This window comes from Micromonospora sp. NPDC047548 (assembly GCF_040642975.1).
In the GTDB taxonomy this organism is placed as follows: Bacteria; Actinomycetota; Actinomycetes; order Mycobacteriales; family Micromonosporaceae; genus Micromonospora.
Window position 1 is genome coordinate 1 of sequence record NZ_JBEYTI010000068.1, and the last position, 18,713, is coordinate 18,713.

15 protein-coding genes are annotated in these 18,713 nt (G+C 72.0%); 6 read left to right on the forward strand and 9 right to left on the reverse strand.

Annotated features, from left to right (window positions below):
• Positions 1-289: 289 nt before the first annotated feature.
• Positions 290-712, reverse strand: coding sequence for an acyl-CoA thioesterase (locus tag ABZ807_RS31195; protein ID WP_357166031.1), 423 nt, complete (start codon positions 710-712; stop codon positions 290-292).
• 124 nt (positions 713-836) lie between these two features.
• On the opposite strand from ABZ807_RS31195, the gene ABZ807_RS31200 reads away from it, so the two are divergent.
• Entirely contained in the window at positions 837-1,928 is a 1,092-nt protein-coding gene (locus ABZ807_RS31200; protein WP_357166033.1) for a lysylphosphatidylglycerol synthase transmembrane domain-containing protein, read from the forward strand.
• Positions 1,929-1,996: 68 nt separating this feature from the next.
• On the opposite strand, the gene ABZ807_RS31205 is transcribed toward ABZ807_RS31200, so the two are convergent.
• The 4 genes from ABZ807_RS31205 to ABZ807_RS31220 form a co-directional block, all read right to left on the reverse strand.
• A complete protein-coding gene (locus ABZ807_RS31205) occupies positions 1,997-2,704 on the reverse strand; it encodes a VTT domain-containing protein (protein ID WP_357166036.1) in 708 nt (235 codons plus the stop codon).
• Between the two features lie 63 nt (positions 2,705-2,767).
• On the reverse strand, positions 2,768-3,322 hold the full coding sequence (locus ABZ807_RS31210; RefSeq protein WP_357166039.1) for a phosphatase PAP2 family protein: 555 nt from the start codon (positions 3,320-3,322) through the stop codon (positions 2,768-2,770).
• Positions 3,323-3,433: 111 nt separating this feature from the next.
• A complete protein-coding gene (locus ABZ807_RS31215) occupies positions 3,434-4,849 on the reverse strand; it encodes a HAMP domain-containing sensor histidine kinase (protein WP_357166042.1) in 1,416 nt (471 codons plus the stop codon).
• Positions 4,850-4,927: 78 nt separating this feature from the next.
• Entirely contained in the window at positions 4,928-5,605 is a 678-nt protein-coding gene (locus tag ABZ807_RS31220; RefSeq protein ID WP_357166069.1) for a response regulator transcription factor, read from the reverse strand.
• Positions 5,606-5,864: 259 nt separating this feature from the next.
• On the opposite strand from ABZ807_RS31220, the gene mptB reads away from it, so the two are divergent.
• Entirely contained in the window at positions 5,865-7,388 is a 1,524-nt protein-coding gene (gene mptB / locus ABZ807_RS31225) for a polyprenol phosphomannose-dependent alpha 1,6 mannosyltransferase MptB (RefSeq protein ID WP_357166045.1), read from the forward strand.
• Between the two features lie 39 nt (positions 7,389-7,427).
• Here mptB and ABZ807_RS31230 read toward each other — a convergent pair whose 3' ends face one another.
• A complete protein-coding gene (locus tag ABZ807_RS31230) occupies positions 7,428-8,276 on the reverse strand; it encodes a phosphatase PAP2 family protein (protein WP_357166048.1) in 849 nt (282 codons plus the stop codon).
• 336 nt (positions 8,277-8,612) lie between these two features.
• Here ABZ807_RS31230 and ABZ807_RS31235 point away from each other — a divergent pair, with 336 nt between their 5' ends.
• Both ABZ807_RS31235 and ABZ807_RS31240 read left to right on the forward strand, forming a co-directional pair.
• The gene (locus tag ABZ807_RS31235) at positions 8,613-9,689 is read left to right on the forward strand and encodes a hypothetical protein (RefSeq protein WP_357166051.1); all 1,077 of its coding nucleotides are present in this window, start codon (positions 8,613-8,615) and stop codon (positions 9,687-9,689) included.
• An 873-nt stretch (positions 9,690-10,562) separates the two neighbouring features.
• Positions 10,563-11,612 carry a nitronate monooxygenase gene (locus ABZ807_RS31240; protein ID WP_357166054.1) on the forward strand — a complete coding sequence of 350 codons (1,050 nt, stop codon included), beginning with the start codon at positions 10,563-10,565 and terminating at the stop codon, positions 11,610-11,612.
• Positions 11,613-11,842: 230 nt separating this feature from the next.
• Here the strand turns inward: ABZ807_RS31240 and ABZ807_RS31245 are convergent, their stop codons facing one another.
• Positions 11,843-12,079 (reverse strand): preprotein translocase YidC, encoded by a 237-nt coding sequence (locus ABZ807_RS31245; RefSeq protein WP_357166057.1) that lies wholly within the window; start codon positions 12,077-12,079, stop codon positions 11,843-11,845.
• Positions 12,080-12,484: 405 nt separating this feature from the next.
• On the opposite strand from ABZ807_RS31245, the gene ABZ807_RS31250 reads away from it, so the two are divergent.
• Complete coding sequence (locus ABZ807_RS31250) at positions 12,485-14,635, forward strand: glycogen debranching N-terminal domain-containing protein (RefSeq protein WP_357166060.1); 2,151 nt, start codon at positions 12,485-12,487, stop codon at positions 14,633-14,635.
• A gap of 189 nt (positions 14,636-14,824) precedes the next feature.
• Here ABZ807_RS31250 and ABZ807_RS31255 read toward each other — a convergent pair whose 3' ends face one another.
• On the reverse strand, positions 14,825-15,841 hold the full coding sequence (locus tag ABZ807_RS31255; protein WP_357166063.1) for a TetR/AcrR family transcriptional regulator C-terminal domain-containing protein: 1,017 nt from the start codon (positions 15,839-15,841) through the stop codon (positions 14,825-14,827).
• Between the two features lie 214 nt (positions 15,842-16,055).
• Here ABZ807_RS31255 and ABZ807_RS31260 point away from each other — a divergent pair, with 214 nt between their 5' ends.
• Positions 16,056-17,708: a carboxylesterase family protein gene (locus ABZ807_RS31260; protein ID WP_357166066.1), complete on the forward strand. Its 1,653-nt coding sequence runs from the start codon at positions 16,056-16,058 to the stop codon at positions 17,706-17,708.
• Positions 17,709-17,828: 120 nt separating this feature from the next.
• Here ABZ807_RS31260 and ABZ807_RS31265 read toward each other — a convergent pair whose 3' ends face one another.
• The gene (locus tag ABZ807_RS31265) at positions 17,829-18,524 is read right to left on the reverse strand and encodes a 50S ribosomal protein L11 methyltransferase (protein WP_357166072.1); all 696 of its coding nucleotides are present in this window, start codon (positions 18,522-18,524) and stop codon (positions 17,829-17,831) included.
• Positions 18,525-18,713: the final 189 nt, after the last annotated feature.

An 18,713-nucleotide genomic window follows, 5' to 3' on the forward strand; every position in this document is an offset into this window, starting at 1 on the left:
CCGACGCACGGTGCTCACCGAGCGGCCAACCCGCTTGGCGAACTCGCCGATCCGATAAACGCTGCTCACAACAGTCAACTGTAGACAGCTCTAAGTGGAGAAGCAACCACTAGTCGCTGCTCCTTGACTTCCTCCCCCGCGCCTGAAGGCGGGGGTCTGCGCCCGTGCTCCCTGCCGTATCGGCCTGGGATCGCTGCGGGCGTTCCACCTCGCGCTGCTGGTGGATCTGCTCTTCGCGCAGACCTTCGAGTTCACGGTCAACCAGTTCGCCGCCGTGTCCGCGCTCGCCTCAGAGGTTGAGTGGCCCAGGATTCGTGGCCAGCTCCTGGAACCGCTCGTGCGGGTTGGGCACCAGCCGCCGGGCCGAGAGGTCGAGCAGCCCGGCCACCCCGGTCAGCGTCGCGACCGGGGTGCCGTCGGGGCGGGTGTAGTTCTGGTCGATCTGGAAGGTCTTGCCCTCGCCCCAGCGGAACTCGCAGGACACGTCCACCTCGTCCCCGCCGCGCAGCTCTCGCAGGTATTTCAGGGTGACCTCCAGGGCGACGGGCCCCACTCCGCTGGCGAGGAGCCGGTCCTGCGGGATGCCGGCGGCGCGCAGGCACTCCCACCGGGCGTGCTCGCCGTACTGCAGGTAGACGGCCTGGTTCAGGTGGCCCTGCGTATCAAGCTCGTAGCCGCGGACGGTGACGCGCACCCGGAACGGATCTCCCATGTGCCAGAGCGTAACGCCGGTACCGTACGAGGCGGCGATCCAACCAGCGCCATCCCAAGGTGCCCCGCTGGCCACAGAGCGGGGGGCGGAACGCGGGCGTGCGCGCGTCTGCGAGGATCAAGCGATGTGCCGGTCCTCTCCCGCGTCCCCGGCGGAGCCGCCGCGGAGGCACGGTCTGGCAGAAAAGGTCAACCCCCCGTCGGGCTCCTGGCGTACCCGCTGGATTCGCCTGCTCGCCGTCGCCGTCTCGGTGGTCGCCCTGGCCGCGGTCGGGCTGCGCGGTCGCCTGCCCGACCCGAACGAGTTCCTCACCGCCCTCACCGGCGCCAAGTACGGCTGGGTCGCCCTCGCCGCGCTCCTACAGGCCGTCTCGATCGCCGCCTTCGCCGGCCAGCAGCAGCACCTGCTCGGCGCCCTCGGCGTCCGCATCCGCCGGCGCCGCCTGATGGCGATCACCCTGGCCCGCACGGCCATCTCGATCTCGGTCCCGGCCGGCGGTGCGGTCGCCACCGGCTACGCGATCCGCGAATACGAGCGGGCCGGCGTCGCCCGTGAGATCGGCGCGGTCTGCGCAGTCGTCTCCGGCCTCGCCTCCATCGGCGCCCTGGCCCTGATCTACGCCGGCGGCGGCGCCGTCCTGCTCACGTACAGCTCGACGACGTCGCTGGCCTGGCGCCCCCTGATCGTCGTCGCGGCCCTCGTCGCGCTGACCGGCGCCGCGGTGGCCCTCGGCCGCCGCCTGACCGACGAGCCGCTCGACGCGAAGCCCGCCAAGCACCGCGGCCACGTCGCCCGCTACCTGCACAACCTCCTCGTCTCCGCCCGTGACGCCTGGCGCGCCGGCGCCGGCCTGCGCGCCCGCGACTGGTGGGCCGTCGTCGGTTACGGCGCGGCGAACTGGCTGACCGACCTCTTCTGCCTGGCCGCCTGTACCCGCGCGCTGGGCCTGCCGGTCGACCTGATCACCCTGGCCGGTATCTACCTCGGCGTACAGATCGTCCGCCAGGTCCCGCTGACGCCCGGCGGTATCGGCGTCATCGAGACCGCCCTGGTCGCGGGCCTCACCACCTCGGGCGCGACCGCGGTCAGCGCCACCGCCGCCGTCCTGATCTACCGGCTGCTCTCCTGCTGGCTGCTCATTCCGGTGGGCGGCGTCGCCGGCCTCGTCCTGCGCCGCCCCGGCTCAGGACGGGCGGTCCCGGACTCCAGCCGGTAGTCGTCAGCGTTCGGGGATCGAGCACCGACCGAGCCCACATCGGGTCGGTTTCCCGCGGGATCTGCGCGTCAGTCCTGTGTGGTCGTGGTTCCGCGCGTTCGCGCTGGCTCGGCACGGTCCACCCCAGCACGTCCGGTCCGGGTGGCGGCCCGCCCGGATCGCAGCAGTTGGATGGCGATCGGCACCAGGGAGACCACAACGATGCCGATGAGGATCAACTCGATGTTGTCCTTGACGAAGGCGATCTGGCCGAGGAAGTAGCCCAGCACGGTCACGCCGGTGCCCCAGAGCACCCCGCCGAGCACGTTGTAGATGACAAAGGTGCGGTAGTGCATGCGGCTCACCCCGGCGATGATCGGGGTGAACGTCCGCACGATCGGCACGAACCGGGCCAGCACCACCGACCGGGCGCCGTAGCGGGCGAAGAAGTCGTTGGCCCGGGTCACGTTCTCCTGCTTGAACAGCCGGGAGTTGGGCCGGCGGAACAGGGTCGGGCCGACCCGCTTGCCGAACAGGTAGCCCACCTGGTCCCCGGCGATCGCGGCGACGACCACCAGCAGACAGACCAGCCAGAGCGGCTGGTGCAGGTAGCGGCCGTCGGCGACGAGCAGCCCGGCGGTGAACAGCAGCGAGTCACCGGGCAGGAAGAACCCGATCAGCAGGCCGGACTCGGCGAAGACGATGGCGAGGATGCCGATCAGCCCGAAGGTGGAGATCAACCACTCGGGGTTGAGGAAGCCGGGACCTGCGGTCTGCAGGGCCAGGGACGTCGACACGAAGGACCTCCGTTGGGATGCGGCGACAGTGCCTGCCGGGAAAGTGGGCCGACCGGGGAAGGGCTACCGGCTGCCGACAGCGGTGCCCGACCGGCGGCGGTGACCCCACCGGTCGACAAGTGATCCGGCGAGCGTGACGATCAGCACGGAGGCCGCGCCGATCAGCGCGCCGGCAACGATGTCGACCGGATAGTGCACACCTGTCCATACCCGGGCGAATCCGATGGCGATGGCCAGCCCCGACAGCGCTACCCCCCACCGCCGGGACAGAAACGCCCCGACCGCGAAGGCCACCGCGAAGGCGGCGGTGGCGTGGTCACTGGGCAGCGATCCGCCCGCGTCGTGCGGGATCAACTGATGCACCAGGTGGGTCTGAAACGGGCGGACCTCGGTGCTGATGGCGGCAACCACCTGTCCCACGGCGAACGCCACCAGCAGGGACACCACGACGGGTACGACCGCTGTCCTGCCGCGCGTCCTGACCCCGCGCAGCAGCGGGACGACCGCCAGAGCGCCAAGGACGTAGATCAGCCAGACGGCCGCCCACTCCATCACGTCGTCGAGCGGATCGTTGCGGCCCGCTGCAGCGTTGATCAACTGGAACAGGTGGTAGCTCATGGCGGCTGCGACTCCGTGGCTCGACCCGGTTCCCCCGACCGGCTGTGCCCAGCATGTCTCGCCTCGGCTGAGAGGACGCTGAAGGCGGTCAGCCGGGGGCAGGTTCGCGGGTCAGGTGTTCGGTGGGCCTGCGCCGGCCAGTGGCAGCCGGACCTGGATCGTCATCCGGGGTTCGGCCAGCACCCGGACGGTCCCGCCGTGCGCCGCCACGATCTCGCGGGTGATCGGCAGGCCCAGGCCGCTGCCGCCCTCGGCGCGGGCCCGGCTGTCGTCGAGTCGGACGAACCGTTCGAAGATCCGCTCTCGCTCCGTCTCGGGCACCCCTGGTCCGTCGTCGGCGACCTCGATGATGCCTGATCCGCCGTCGGCGAAGACGCGCAGCGCGATCTCCTGCCGCGCGTGGCGGGCGGCGTTGTCGGCCAGGTTGCGCAGCGCCCGGCCGAGGTCGTGCGTGTCGCCGGTGACCCGTACCGGGGTGAGCTGGATGCGCACGGTCAGGTCCGGTCGGGCGGCGGCGAGGCGGTCCCGCTCGGTGTAGGCCAGGTCGTCCAGGTCCACGTCCTCACGGCGCAGGGTCGGGCCGCGCTCGTCGATGCGGGCGAGCAGCAGCAGGTCGGCGACGAGGCGGCCCAGCCGTTCCGACTCCCGCCGCAGCAGCCGGACAAGATCGTCGTCGGTGCCGGGCTGAGGTGTCAGCGCCAGGCGGTCCAGGCCGGCCTGCAGGGTCGCCAGGGGGCTGCGCAGTTCGTGGCTGGCGTCGGCGACGAACCGCCGCTGGCCGGCCGCCGCCCTCTCCAGCCGGTCGAGCATGCGGTTCATCGTCTCCGCCAAGGCCGCCACCTCGTCGTGCGCCACCGGCACCGGCACCCGGGCGTGCAGGTCCCGGGCGGTGATGCCGGCGACCCGGCGACGGATCGCCTCCACCGCGCGCAACGACCGCCCGACGAACCAGAAGACCGCCGCGCCGACCACGAGCAGCATCGGCGGCACACCGACGAGCAGGATCGCCGCCACGACCTCCGTGCTCTCGTTCGCCGGCCGCAACGACTGGGCGACCAGCACCGTGTGGGTTCCCGAGCCGGTGCCCACTCCGACGGCGACAACCCGGAAAGGGTCTTCGTCGGAGAACGGCAGTACCCGCTGCTCTCGCAGGCGCTGGCCGGCGTCGGGACGTAGCGGCGACAGCGGGGCGGCGTCGCCAAGTGCCGCCGACGCCGCTTCCACCCGACCGGACGGCGCCAGGACCTGAACCAGGGTCTGCTCCCCCGGGCTGGACCTGAGGGTCTGGGCGATGGCGTCCTCGTCGCCCCCGGTCACCGCTGTGGCGACCTCGTCGGCGCGTTGCCGCGCGGCGGCGTCCACGTTGCCAACCAGATTCGCCCGGGCCAGGTAGACGAAGGTGGCCGCGCCGACCCCGAAGGCCACCGCCACCACCAGCGCGGCGGCCAGCGCCGAGCGCAGTCGCACACCCCACCGGCGGCGCATCCACCCGGCGGCATCCCGGAGCACAGCGAACCTGGCAGCCACCTCCGCAGCGTAGGTTCAGCCGGGTTGAGAGGACCCTGAAAGGGCGCGAGGTACCGAATGCCGTCGCGCTCCCCGACGTCATCCGCCGTCGGCGTCCAGCCGATAGCCCATCCCCCGCTCCGTCTGGATCGCCGCGCGGCCGAACGGTTGGTCGATCTTGCGGCGAAGGTATCCGACGTACACCTCGACAATGTTCGGGTCGCCGTCGAAGTGGGCGTCCCAGACGTTCTCGATGATCTGCGTTTTCGACACGACGTCGCCGCGGTGGCGCATCAGGAACTCCAGCAGCGCGAACTCCCGCGCGGTCACCCGGACCGGCTGCCCGGCCCGGGTGACCTGCCGCCGGGCCGGGTCGACGGCCAGGTCGCCGGCGGTGAGCACCACCGGCCGCGCCGGGGCGCCCCGGCGGACCAGGGCCCGAAGCCGGGCCACCAGCACCACGAACGAGAACGGCTTGATCAGGTAGTCGTCGGCGCCGAGATCGAACGCGTCGGCCTGGTCGTACTCGCCTTCCTTGGCGGTCAACATCAGCACCGGTGTCCAGACCCCGCGGGACCGCAACTGCCGGCACACCTCGTACCCGTTGAGGCCGGGCAGCATGATGTCGAGCACCACCACGTCGTACGGGTGTTCGGTGGCCGCCCACAGCCCGTCGATCCCGGTGTGCTGCACGTCGACGGCGAAAGCCTCGTCGGTCAGGCCGGCTCGCAGCACCTCCGCCAGGGCGGTCTCGTCCTCGATGACCAGCACCCGCACTGTGCTTCCGCCTCTCCGCACCCGGACACCCGCGTCCCCGGCCGGATCCGCGCCAGCTCCCATTGTCTCGCGAGGGCGGCAGGTGGGACGCGAATCCGGATGCCGAGGCGCTCCAGGCGTTCGGCAGCGAGTGCGGCTGGCAGGGCGTCGGGCAACTCCAGCGCAGAGGGTAGTGCTTCAGTTACTTTGAGTGAGGCTTGTGATCTCCAGCGCGGTGGGCCACCGCGGAGTGCGTCCTCCTGAGGTGACGGATGAATGGGTGCTGACGGTTTTGGGTAGCGCTGCCGCCAAGCGAAGCGACGGGTCGGAGTCGTCACGTTCCCTGGCGGGCACCTGGATGCTCGGCGTGATCGGTTCAGCCGTGACCGCGGTGGGCGGGTTGTTGTCGGGCGTGACGCCTCTCGGCGAGATCGCGATCGACCTGCCCCTCATCCTGGACCTGCGAGCGCGGGCGACGCTGTCGGTGTTCGTGGTCTACGTAGGGCTGACGATGCTCCTGCTGGCCTGGTGGCGCATCGGCGCGGCAGTACGTACTTCCGGCGGCCCGTCCCGGCGCGACCTGGTGACGACAGCAGCATGGTGGGGCGCACCGTTCGCATTTGCGCCCCCGATCTTCAGTGGCGACGTCCACAGCTACCTTGCCCAGGGCGCGATGACGATGGCGGGCCTGGACGCATACCGGGTGGGCCCCGCCGCCCTGGGTGGTCCGCTCACCGTCAACGTGCCCGAAATCTGGCAACACACCCCGGCGCCGTACGGCCCGATCTTTCTCACGCTCGCCGGCGCGGTGACGGAGTTGACCGATGGCGGTGTCTGGGCCGGCATCGTCGGGATGCGGGTGCTGGCCCTGCTGGGCGTGGGACTGCTGGTCTGGTCGGTGCCTCGGCTGGCCGGCCTGTGCGGGGTGCAGCCGGCGGCCGCGCTGTGGTTGGGCGTGCTCAACCCCCTCGTGCTGCTGCACCTGATCGGCGACGCCCACAACGAGGCGGTGATGCTGGGCCTGATGTGCCTGGGGTTGCTCCTGGCACTACAGCATCGACCCGCGATCGGCGTCGTGCTCATGACCCTCGCCGCCCTCGTCAAGGCGCCGGCGGGACTGGCGATCATCTTCGTCGTCCCTGTCTGGGCGCAACAGCTCGGCGGTCGACGGGCGAGACTGAGGGCAGCGCAGCGAACCATCCTCGTTGCCGCCATCACCGCCTTGGCGGTCACCGCCCTGGCCGGAACCGGGTTCGGCTGGATCCGCGCCCTCGACGCTCCCACGCACGCGCACACCTGGATGTCGGTCACCACAGATCTGGGTTGGGCCTTCGGGACACTGCTGTCTCACCTGAGCGGAGTCGAAGTCGATCGAACCATCCGAGCGTTCTGGTTGGCCGGAATGATCGTCGCCGCAGGGGTCAGCCTGGTCCTGTGGCGGCGTGCCACGCGAATTGGACCGTTGTCCGCCCTCGGCCTGTGTCTCGCGGCGATCGTCATCGCCGGCCCGGTGGTGCACCCGTGGTACCTGCTCTGGGCGGTCGTGCCACTGGCATCGGCTGCCCGCAGTGTCGCAATCCGTCGTACTGTCTCGGTCGGTTCGGTGGCCCTCGTCCTGCTGGTCCTGCCCGGCGGCGTCGAGCCCGGCCCGGCGGCGTTCCTCGGCGCTGCGCTGGGTGCGATGACTGCCCTTGTCGCCACAGCGGCGTGCACACGCCTGGCGCCCTCAGCTCGACTGTTCACTCGTGCGGCATGGGCGGGGTTCAGGGGACGCCTTCGGTTTCGTTCCCGCCGTGCCGGTTGAGGTGCACCCACCCGCAAGGTCCGATCGACCACGAACGGCTTACCGGCTTGACCCGACGGTGGGGCCGCGGGGCGGCACGTGCCGCAAGCTCAGATAGAGCCGGTGCATGGTGATGACGATAGCCAGCCACGCCAGCCCGAGCGTCCATGCCACCAGCACGTCGGTGAGCCAGTGATGGCCGAGGAACACCCGGCTCAAGCCCATGGCGAGAGCGAACACCACCGCCGCAGCGACGGTGGCCGCCCGGGTGCGCCACTGCCGCTGACGTAGGACGAGCAGATAGGCCACGACTCCGGCGACGACCACGGCGTTGAGGGCGTGCCCGCTGGGAAACGACGCGGAGGTCTCATACGGTGCGACCGCATCGGCAAGCGGCGGGCGGATACGCCCAACGAGGGCCTTCCCGGCGATCGTCATCAGCAGTGATCCAGCGGTGGCCACCGCCATGAGCACCACGGGGCTGACCTGCCGACGCCAGATCGCCAGCGCCATCGCGGCGACGGCCGCGAGGATCGGCATGCCGATCGGGCCGCCGAGGTTGGTGAACGCGGTGACCGCCGTATTCAGCCGCGGTGTACGCGCGGCCATGGCCGCCTGCAGGACCGGCTTGTCGAGGCCTGCGACACCGTCGCCTTCGGCGACCGCCTCGTAGATTTCCACCGACGCGGCGGTCAGAGCGACGGCGAGCACGACGCCGATCAGCAGGGTCAGCGCCAGCACCGGGTACGGGCCGATCCACCGCGCGGCCTGGTGTGCCAGCGCCACCATGATCCGGCCGAGCCTGCTCTTCCAGACGGTCAGGTCACGCCAGCCGAGGTAACGGTCGTCCTCGGCGCGGACGGCGTCCCCCTCCGGCTGGCTGTCACGGCGATCGTGGGAGTTGCTCATCTCGTGATCCTGTCACCGGTGTCGTCGACGTCCCGAACCGTCGCCGCAGAACATCGCGTCCTCCGGTCGCGACGAGATCGGCCGGGACGTGAACCGACGGACCACACGATCAACGTTCAAAGACGAGCCACCAGGCACCGGCGGGTCCAACTCGATGCGCTCCGTGACGGGTCGGCCTGGGATCGCGTAGGTTGGTGACCGGCCATTGAGCAGCGTCGTCGTTGGCAGCGGAGAGGGGACGCGTGGTGGGCTGGGCGCCGGCGGTCGTCGTCGTTGCGGTGCCGGACGTAAACCGCAGCGAGGCGTGTCAGCGACGCGGACGGCACCAGGTGGACGGTGCGTGACCAAGCCGCCCGGTCGTTGCTGTGTCGCGCCAGCCGGCTGGTCCGGGCACCTGACACCACCGGGCACCTGTGGGCGTTCGTGCTGTCCGGCATCGGCACGGTGCTGGCGACCCGGGCGTATCTGGAGCTGACCAGTTACCCGAAGCTCGGCGGTGGCAGCCTGCACATCGCGCACGTGTTGTGGGGCGGTCTGCTCATGGCGGCGGGCCTGTGCGTCGCGATCGCGTTCCTCGGCCGGTCGGCCCGAGCCTGGGCGGCCGTGCTCGGCGGCATCGGGTTCGGATTGTTCATCGACGAGATCGGCAAGTTCGTCACCACGCGGACCGACTACTTCTACCAACCCGCCGCCGGTCTCATATACCTGGTCTTCGCGGGGCTGGTCCTGCTGGTGGGGTGGTCGCGTGGACGTGGCACGCCCTCCCCGCAGGAACGCACCGCCGCGGCGCTGCAGTTGGCGCTGGCCGGGGTCACCTCCGGGGTGAGTGAGGCGGAACGCGCCGCCGCTCTCCGCTCGCTGCGGGACTCGGCCGACCCGGTCGACGTCGCGATTCTCCGGCTGCTCGTCGCCGTACCCGCCCGGGAATCCCGCTGGGGCGCGGCCCGGGAGCGCACGCTGCAGCGGGTCCGAGCCGCAGCCGACCGGCTGCTGACCCGCCGGTGGCCGGTGGTCCTGGCCGCGGTGTACCTCGTCGTGCAGCCCGTCGTCACCCTCACCGGCGCGGCGCTGGAGCATGCGACCGGGGAACTGGCCCGGGCACCGCAGCGCGGTGCGGACCTGGTGGTGATCGGTGCGTCCCTCGCCACCGCCCTGCTCGGGGTCCGGGGCGGGCTGCTCCTGCGGCGTGAGCGCCAGCGTGCGCTGCGCGCGCTCCACCTCGCGCTGCTGGTGGATCTGCTCTTCGCGCAGATCTTCAAGTTCACGGTCAACCAGTTCGCCGCCGTGTCCGCGCTCGCCGTGAACCTGATGCTGCTCTGGGTGGTCTCCGCCGAGACCCGTCGCAGGTGGGCGTCCGACCCGCCCGCCCGGCAGCAGCGCCGAACCAGGCCACCGTTGGAGCCGGACATGTAGACGGCGGACCCGATGACGGGCCATCCGGTCAGCTTCGCCGTGACCGGGTTGGACGTCGACGTGTCGCGCGAGCCGAACCAGGAGTACCGGCTGAAGTAGGCGCCGTTCTCGCCGGCGACCATGGAGACGTCCGTGCCCAGGCTCAGGTAGTTCGAGCTGACGCGGAGGTTCCAGCCGCCGTTGTGCCAGAAATAGGTGCCGTTGGAGCCGCAGTGCCCTGCGGTCGTCACCCAGTTGCTGTTCGTTCCCCCGCGAGTCATCCGGAAACCGGTCGTGCAGTCTGCGTCGACGGTACGCGGGTTGTGTCCCGGCCCGGTGACGTTGTAGTCGAACAGTGCCAGACCGCCGTAGTACGGGATGGAGTCGACCCGGCGGCTGGCGGGCGTTATCCCGGCCTCCAAGATCGACACCCTGGGCGTCACGCCGGTGGCCTTGACTGCGGCGGCGACGAGCGCGTCCGCGTCCCCGGAAGCGTGGATGACGACCTGTGCTGCCAGGCGGTCCAGCTTGACCCGGTGAACGCTGGCGGCGTGGGAGCCGGCCCAGTCGCGGCTTCTCTCCAGCCGCTCGGCTGCGGCTTCCAGCCGCTTGATCGGTACGATACCGGTGCCCCGTTGCGTTGATGACGGGATAGCCGGAGCCGTCCCACCTACCCAACCGCGAAACGGATCCAGGGCCCCACGCAAGGGCTCCTGAGATCGTGGTGTCACGGCCGCTACTGTCGACGGTCGGGGCCGAGAGTCCAGCTGCCGGCGAACATCCGAGGTCCGTGCCCGCCAATCTCATATGTGGCTTCGAAACGCCACCCACGCTGCTGGACTTACCCGGCGGTGTCAGCCCTCAGCGGCGGCAATGATCCGGCAGGATGGGTGGATGTCCGTGCTGTCCGTGTTGCCCCGCCCGATCGTCGCCGCGCCGATGGCCGGCGGCCCGTCGACACCGGCCCTCGCGGCGGCCGTCTCTGCCGCAGGTGGCCTGGGCTTCCTGGCTGCGGGGATGATCAGCGCCGACCGGCTCGTCGCCGACGTGGCCGAGGTTCGTGCCCGCACCGACCGTCCATTCGGTGTCAACGTCTTCCTTCCGACTGCTGGTGCCGTCGACGAGGCCGCCGTCCGGGCGTACGCCGAAAGGCTCGCCCCAGAGGCCCGGCGGCACGGCGTGACTCTCGGCGAACCCCGCGGCGGCGACGACGGGTACCCGGCGAAGTTGGCTGCCCTCCTCGCGGACCCGGTCCCGGTGGTGTCCTTCGCGTTCGGGCTGCCCGACCCGGCGGCGGTGGCCGCCCTGCGGGAACGGGGCACCGAGGTCTGGGCCACGGTCAACAGTCCGGACGCCGCCACGGCGGCGGTCCGACTGGGCGTGGACGCAATGGTCGTACAGGGCACCGAGGCGGGTGGGCACCGAGGCGGCTTGCCGGACGACGAGGACTACGCCCTACTGCCCCTGCTCCGGCTGGTCGCCGCCAGCTGCGACCGGCCGCTGGTGGCTGCCGGCGGCATCGCCGACGGTGCCGGGGTAGCGGCCGTGCTGACCGCCGGTGCCGCCGCCGCGCAGCTCGGTACGGCATTCCTGCGCTGCCCGGAGGCGGGCACCTCCCCCATGCACCGGGCGGCGGCGGCCAGCGCCGCACCGACCGCGCTGACCCGAGCGTTCACCGGCAAGCGGTCGCGTGCGGTCGTCAACGACTTCCTCCGCCGGCACGACCGGTCGGCACCGGTCGGTTACCCGCAGGTGCTGCAGCTCACCCGCCCGCTCCTGGCCGCCGCCCGGGGCAGCGGGGACGCCTCCGTGGCGAACCTCTGGGCCGGCCAGGCACATCCCCTGGCCAAGGAGGCGCCGGCGGGTGATCTGGTGACCGAGTTGGTCGCTGAGGCCAGGGCGGCGCTGTCGGCGGCCGCCGACAGGTCGACCGCCTGGGGCTGAGCTACCACGCGGCGACCAGGCAACCTGGTCGCCCCGGTCCGCCCGAGCGGCAGGCACACCACCCCGACCTGCCCATGACCGAGTACGCGGCACAGGTCCGCGCGGACGGCCTGCCGGTCGACCCGTGGCTGCGGGTGCACGTGCGGGCGGGCGTATCGAGCGGATCGCCAATCGGCCCACCCGGCGGCACGGCCCTTACGCCGCTGACCTGCGGACAGCCGGCGGACGGGTCAGCGGGCGGCGTCAGGATGGCCGAGCATGCTGGAGCCGCCGCCGCTGCTCCCGGACGAGCCACCGGCAACGCCCGAGCCGTCGTCCTCGGTCACCACGTCCGGGCGCACGTCAGTGTCGTCGGGGGCCGGGACGTCGGTGTCCGCCTCCACCTGGACGAGCCGGGCCTGGCCGGCCTCATCCTCGGCATGCTCCGGGTCGACCGGCAGCTCACCGTCACGCGCCTGGTACCCCACGGTCGTCTCCCGTCGGTGGCATGTCTGTCCGGCGACGGCTACCCGGCGCGTCGGGGGTGAAACCTCGGCTTCGGGCCGCTCCGGACAGCGCGCCCCAGGCGCGCGCAGCCACACCGCCGCGCGGGGCCGGGTAGGTGCAGGCGCCGGGCGGCGGACCGCGCCGGAAGACCGCGCCGGCGGTGAGCGAACCGGCTCTCACCGCGGACGGCAGGTGGCACAGCGGCGGCGCGGCGCGGATCAGCCGGGTGTACGGGCGGGGCGAGCGGGTAGGCAGGGCCCCGTCCGGCTGCCCCACAGCACCATGGGCCGCAACCGCAGATCAGGGGGGGTGCGACCGATGCCGCTTGCGCACGCATCACCCGGTCACCGCGCCCGGCCCGGCCCCCGCGACGTGCCGCAGCGCCGATGAGCCGGGTCCGCAACCTGCGCGTCCGCCCCGACCTGCTCTACGTGGCGAGCGGGTGGAGCACGCTGGTCACCGACGTGCGCGGCCGGATCACCGGGACCGACCCGCAGGGTTTCTTCGCACGCAACACGCGGGTGCTGAGCGCGGAGCGGCTCACCGTCGGCGGCCGCGAGCCGGTCCCGTTCAGCACGGCGAACGTGCAGGGTCACGCCCAGCTGTCGTACGCCGAACTCGGCAACGGCGAGGCGCTGCCGTCCCGGGCGGCGTACCTGCTGGTGGAACGCTTCGTCGGCGACGGGCTGCGCATCAGGCTGACCGTGGTCAGCTATGCCCAGCAACCGCTGACCCTGCCGATGCGGATCCATCTCGCCGCCGACTTCGCGGACACCAGTGAGGCCGAAGCGGGTCACCGCCTGCAGTGCGGCGACGTCGGCGCGAGCTGGGATCCCGGGGAGCAGGAGTTGCTCCTGACGTACCTGCGCGACGACCTCGACCGGGCGGTGGCGATCGGGGTACGGGCCGAGGCGCCGGTGCGGTACGTGGACGACGCGCTCGCTGTCGAGATCACGGTGCCGCCGGGCGGAAGCAGCCGGGTGGAGCTCGTCGTCGAGCCCGTCTTCGACGGGCAGCGCCTGGCCGCGCCGCCGCCGACCTTCACCGGACCGGCCGATGCCGCCACCGCCGCCGGCGCCCGGCTCGCCCGTGAGCTCACCCGGCTGAACAGCACCAACTTCGACGTCACGGCGGCCTGGCGGTGCGCGGTCGACGACCTGACCGTACTGCCGCTCGGCGAACCGGCCGGGCCGACGGCGCCGATGGCCGGGCTGCCGATCTACCAGGAGATCTTCGGCCGGGACACGATGACGGCGTCCTGGCAGGCCCTGCTCGCCGGGCCGACGATGCTGGCGGACAGCCTGCGGCTCAACGCCCGCCACGTCGGGCGGCGCGTCGACGACGGGCGCGACGAGGAGCCGGGCAAGCCACTGCACGAGGCCCGCCTGGGTCCGGTGTCCGCACTCGGGCTCAACCCGTTCACCCACTACCACGGCGACTGGTCGACAGCGCCGGACTTCCTGGTCTTCCTCGGGCAGTACTTCGCCTGGACGGGGGACCTGGACACGGTGCGGGACCTCCTGCCGACGGCGCGCCGCGCCCTCGGCTGGATCGACCGGTACGCCGACCCGGACCGGGACGGTTTCCTGGAGTACCACTGCCGCGCCCGGTCCGGCCTGAAGAACCAGGGGTGGAAGGATTCGGACACCGCCATCGTCGACGAGCACGGGCAGGTGGTGCCGAACCCGATCGCGACCAGCGAACTCCAGGCGTACTGGTACGCCGCGTTGCGGCACTCCGCCGTGGTGTTCGCCGCGACCGGTCACCCGGCTCTCGGCGCCACCCTCCTGGCCCGGGCGCGCGCGCTGCGTCGCCGCTTCCACCGGGCCTACTGGATGCCCGACAGCGGCTGCTACGCGATGGCACTCGGGCCGGACAAGCGGCAGGTGCGGTCGGTCAACTCCAACGATGGCCACCTGCTGGCCACCGGCATCGTGCCGACGCGGGTCGCTCCCCTGGTGGCCCGTCGGCTGCTCGCGCCCGACATGTTCAGCGGTTGGGGTGTGCGTACCCTCTCGGCGGCGCATCCGGCGTACAACCCGTTCAGCTACCACCGGGGCAGCGTGTGGCCGGTGGAGGCCGGCACGATCGGTGTCGGCCTCGCGCGGTACGGCTGCTGGGCGCAGTTGCACCGGCTGGCCGAGGGGATGTTCGCCGCAGCGGCGCTCTTCGAGGAACACCGTCTGCCCGAGGTGCTCAGTGGCCTGCCGCGCGACGACGCCCATCCGCATCCCGGCGTCTATCCCAACTCCTGCTCGCCCCAGGCGTGGTCCGCCAGCTCGGTGATCATGCTGGTCCAGGCTCTGCTGGCGCTGCGCCCGGCCGCACCGCTGCGGACGATCATCGTGGACCCGCACCTGCCGGAGTGGTTGCCGGAACTCAGGCTGGAGGGCGTGCAGGTGGGTCGCGCCACCGTCGACCTCACCGTCCGCCGCGGGCGCGGCGGCCGCACGTCGATCCGCGCCCGCGGCGACCGGATAGCCGTGGTCCGCCGCCCGACGATGCAGGCGATGGCCGCCCGCCGCCACCGGTCCTGACCGACCGGTGCGCCCTCCGCGACCGTCGGTCCGGATCGCCGCCGCCGGGCAAGTCGGCGCCGCCGGGCCGGTCGGGCGGTCACGGCAACGGGGTCGGCCACCTTCCACCCCCGCCGCGCCTCGGTGCTGCTTCCTCCGTCGGCCGGCCTCGTCGACCGGCCGGCGTCTCCACCGGACCGCACCTGCCGGTCAGTTGCTGCTCCGCGAGGGCATGCCGCGCCGCTCACCGGCACCGGCCACACCGTCACCGCTTGCGCCGATCAGCGTCGCGACACCGTCGAGCATCCGTTGCAGGCCGAACTCGAACAGCGTGTCGATGTTGAGGTCCACGTCCGAGCGCGCCGAAACGGCTGACAGGATCGGGAACGCGCCGGAGCGCAGCGCGGCAGCCAACGCGTTCTGCTGCACCCGCAACCACTCGTCGTCGGTCAGGCCGGTGTCCTGCTCAGCCTCCGCCTCCCGCTCCAGGTTCACCGCGGTGCCCCGTACGTAGCTGGCGACCGTGGCGGCCACGTGGACCACCGTCTCCGTGTCGAGCCCCTGTCCGGTCACCGCGCGCATCGCCCACTCGGTATGGGCGATCGCGTTGGGCGCCAGCAACGGGCGGGTCAGCGACACGACCTGGGCCAGCCACGGGTGACGCTGGTACATCGCCCACTGCAGCCGGCAGAGCAGCTCGAGCTGGGCACGCCAGCCGGCGGGCGGCCGGGCCGGTAGCGGCTGCTCGGCAAAGGCGGCGTCGGCCATGAGCACCATGAGGTGGTCTCTGCCGTGGATCTGGCGGTACACGCTCATGGTGGGCATGTCCAGCAGGGTTGCGACGCGGCGCATCGTCGTCGCGGCGAGCCCTTCCGCGTCGGCGAGGCCGGCGGCAGTCCGCACGATCCGATCGCGGAGCACCTCAGCGTCGGTGCGACCGGCGATCCGCTGCGGCGGTGCGGCGCCCGCGGCGGTGGGCCGCCCGCCGCGCGGACGACGCTGGGCCAGCACAACGGTGCCGACTCCCGGCACCGCCTCGGCGAGCCCTTCTCGCTGCAGCGTGGCGAGCACCTTGCTGGCAGTGGCCATCGCCACTCCCCATTCCCGCACGATCTGCCGGGTCGAGGGCAGTCGCTCGCCGGGGGCGACCGCCCCGACGGCGATACGTCGCCGTAGTTCGGCGACGATCCGCGCGTACGGCGGTGTCGGCTCGCCGTCGGGCAACACGTCGCCTCCCCCGGACGGTTCCGGCCGTCGGGGCCGACGACCGCACTAGAGCACCAGAGCGCAACGAGCGTAGCCCAGACCAGCGCGACCGCGGTGCCAAGCCGGACCGCGCCAGGTGCACTAGTGCTCGGCTGCCGCCGGGTCGCGGTTCGTGGCCATCCTTGCCTGGCCGGCGTGATCAGTGCCCGGCATCCGGAAACGACAGGGAGAGACCATGCGGACGATCGGACAGCTCGGTCCACGACTACGGCGATGGAGGACGGTTGCGGCACTCGGCGCGGCCGTCGCGGCCCTGCCCATCGTGTCCACCGCGGTGACCGGCGCGGGCGTGCCCCACCAGCAGTCGGACCCGGCCGTGGTGCGGACCGACCACGGCACCGTGCGTGGCACCGTCACCGAGACATACCGGGAGTTCCAAGGGATCCCGTACGCGGCAGCACCCGAAGGGGTACGGCGCTGGCGGTCGCCGGAGCCGGCGCCGGCGTGGAGCGGGGTCCGTGACGCCACCACGCCGAAGCCCGGCTGCGCCCAACTGGAGGGCCTGCCGATGGACGAGGCGAGCGGCACGGAGGACTGCCTGTATCTCAATGTCACCACGCCACGGCAGTCGTCGGGGCGGCAACTGCCGGTGGTGGTGTGGCTCCACGGTGGACATTTCCTCTTCGGTCAGGGCGACACCTACGGCGGGCAGCGGCTCGCCATCGGCGGCGAGATGGTCGTCGTGACGCTGAACTACCGGCTCGGCCCGCTCGGATTCCTCGCACATCCCGCACTCGAGGGCGGGCGGGGCGCAGACACGTCGGGCAACTACGGGTTGGAGGACCAGCAGGCCGCGCTGCGCTGGGTACGGGCCAACGCGGCAGCGTTCGGCGGCGATTCCGGCAATGTCACGATCGCCGGGCAGTCTGCCGGTGCCACCAGCGTCTGCGCCCATCTGGCCGCGCCCGGCTCGGGCGGGCTCTTCCACCGCGCCATCATGCAGAGCAACGGGTGCGTGATGCCCTTCCGTACCCGCCAGGAAGCGCGGGATTCCTCCGCGGCGTTCGTCACGGCCGCCGGGTGTGCCGACGACCCGGCTGGCGTCGAGTCCTGCTTGCGCGGCCGCTCGGCGCAGCAGTTGGTGGAGGCGGCTGGATACCCGGGGCAGACGGCGTGGGGCGCCGAACCGGTCGCCGGCGGACCGGTGCTGCCCGTCGATCCCGCCGAGGCGGTGGCCACCGGCCGGTTCCACCGGGTACCGGTACTCATCGGCGCGACCCGCGACGAGTGGCGGGCTCAGGTGTGGGGCATGGAGCGCACCGGCATGCTGTGCGCGCCCGGCGCGGAGGCGCCCTGTCCCCTCACCGACGATCAGTACCGCGGCATGGTCGAGGCGACCTTCGGCGGGGACGCCGCGACTGTGCTGGCCCGCTACCCGCGGACCCGGTACGGCTCCGCCACCGAGGCGCTGTCCGCGATCATGACGGACTTCGAGTACGCGCGGCCGATCTTCGACAGCGCGCGCGCCTTCAGCCGGCACGTGCCGACGTACATGTACGAGTTCGCCGACCGGGACGCGCCATTCTACGCGAAGCCCGCCACGCCCAGCTTCCCCACCGGCGCCTACCACACGGCGGAGCTGCCCTACCTGTTCACCGTCGACTACAGCCACCCGCTCTCCGCCGGCCAGGAGCGGCTCGCGCAGACCATGGTGGCGTCCTGGAGCCGATTCGCCCACGCCGGCACCCCCGACCGGGATGGCCTGCCCGGCTGGCCGCGGTTCGACGGACGTACCCAGTACGTGCAAGCGTTCGTCCCCGACGCCATCGGCCGGACCGACTTCGCGGTCGCGCATCAGGTCGAGTTCTGGCGGTCTCTGTCGAGCTGAACGCCCCGTCAACGGCTGGGCCGTGCCACGCCGCCAGGCAGGCACGGCCCAGCAGCGACCATGCCGGTGCGGCCGGTCAGCCCCGCAGGACGCCGCGCTCTCCCCGAAGGACGCGTGGTCTTACCAGGTGAGCGGCCGATCGCCGTGGCTTGGCGGCGGGCGGGTGAACTCCCATACGTCGACCCGGCCGATCAGTTCGGGCACCAGCCGATGCCAGGCCGGGTCGAGTGGCAGGTGGGCGTGGGTGAGCACCGACGGCGTCGACCAGCGGCTCCCGCAGAGGTCGGGTGCGGCGGCGGGCAGGTCGAGGACTGCGGCGGCGGTGGTCCGCACCCTGGGGGTGCCGGCGTGTCCGAGCACCATGCGGAGGCCGGCGAACCCGTCGTCACCGCCCCCGTCGTGCAGATGCAGCACGTCGTCGTCGACGTCTTCCAGCAGCGCTGTCGGGCGCTGCGGCGGGTTGACGGCCAAGACGTCCGCACGCATCGGACCGAGCTGTCGCCAGTCGGCCTCCCACAGCGTCAGCCGCCGTCGTGCGGCCGGGCCGAGGAGTCGTTCGACGTTCGCGGCGGTGTCGATGAGGCAGTTGGCGTCGTAGTCCTGGGCGATGACATGCTGGGCGTCGGCCATGAGCGAAGCGATGGTGACCAGGCCGGCGCCGCACCCGGTATCCACCACCACCTGCCCGGCCGTGTCCTGGACCGCGCTGGCCAGCAGAGCCGAGAACGAGGACGGACGGTGGACCCGCGGACTCGTCACCAACTCGGCACCGAGCGCCGTCCAGCGTTCCAGGTCCGACCGAATGCCCGCCGTCATGTCCACCTCACCAAGGTCACGAACCCGATGAGTCTACTGCCGGGCGAACGCTACCGAGCGGCAGCGGCCGGCGCCGTCCACGATCGTGGACGGCGCTCGAACCCTGCCCCAGGGACAAGGTCAAGCCCCATTTTGGCGGCGTCGCCGATCTCGCCCGAGTCGACATGAGGCCGTCGGGCACCCGGGCCT

Coding starts and splice junctions, on each gene's coding strand:
- ABZ807_RS31230 (WP_357166048.1), bottom strand. CDS start 8,276: ATGAGCAACTCCCACGATCGCCGTGACAGCCAGCCGGAGGGGGACGCC.
- ABZ807_RS31260 (WP_357166066.1), top strand. CDS start 16,056: ATGCGGACGATCGGACAGCTCGGTCCACGACTACGGCGATGGAGGACG.
- ABZ807_RS31200 (WP_357166033.1), top strand. CDS start 837: ATGTGCCGGTCCTCTCCCGCGTCCCCGGCGGAGCCGCCGCGGAGGCAC.
- ABZ807_RS31210 (WP_357166039.1), bottom strand. CDS start 3,322: ATGAGCTACCACCTGTTCCAGTTGATCAACGCTGCAGCGGGCCGCAAC.
- ABZ807_RS31195 (WP_357166031.1), bottom strand. CDS start 712: ATGGGAGATCCGTTCCGGGTGCGCGTCACCGTCCGCGGCTACGAGCTT.
- ABZ807_RS31250 (WP_357166060.1), top strand. CDS start 12,485: ATGAGCCGGGTCCGCAACCTGCGCGTCCGCCCCGACCTGCTCTACGTG.
- ABZ807_RS31240 (WP_357166054.1), top strand. CDS start 10,563: ATGTCCGTGCTGTCCGTGTTGCCCCGCCCGATCGTCGCCGCGCCGATG.
- ABZ807_RS31265 (WP_357166072.1), bottom strand. CDS start 18,524: ATGACGGCGGGCATTCGGTCGGACCTGGAACGCTGGACGGCGCTCGGT.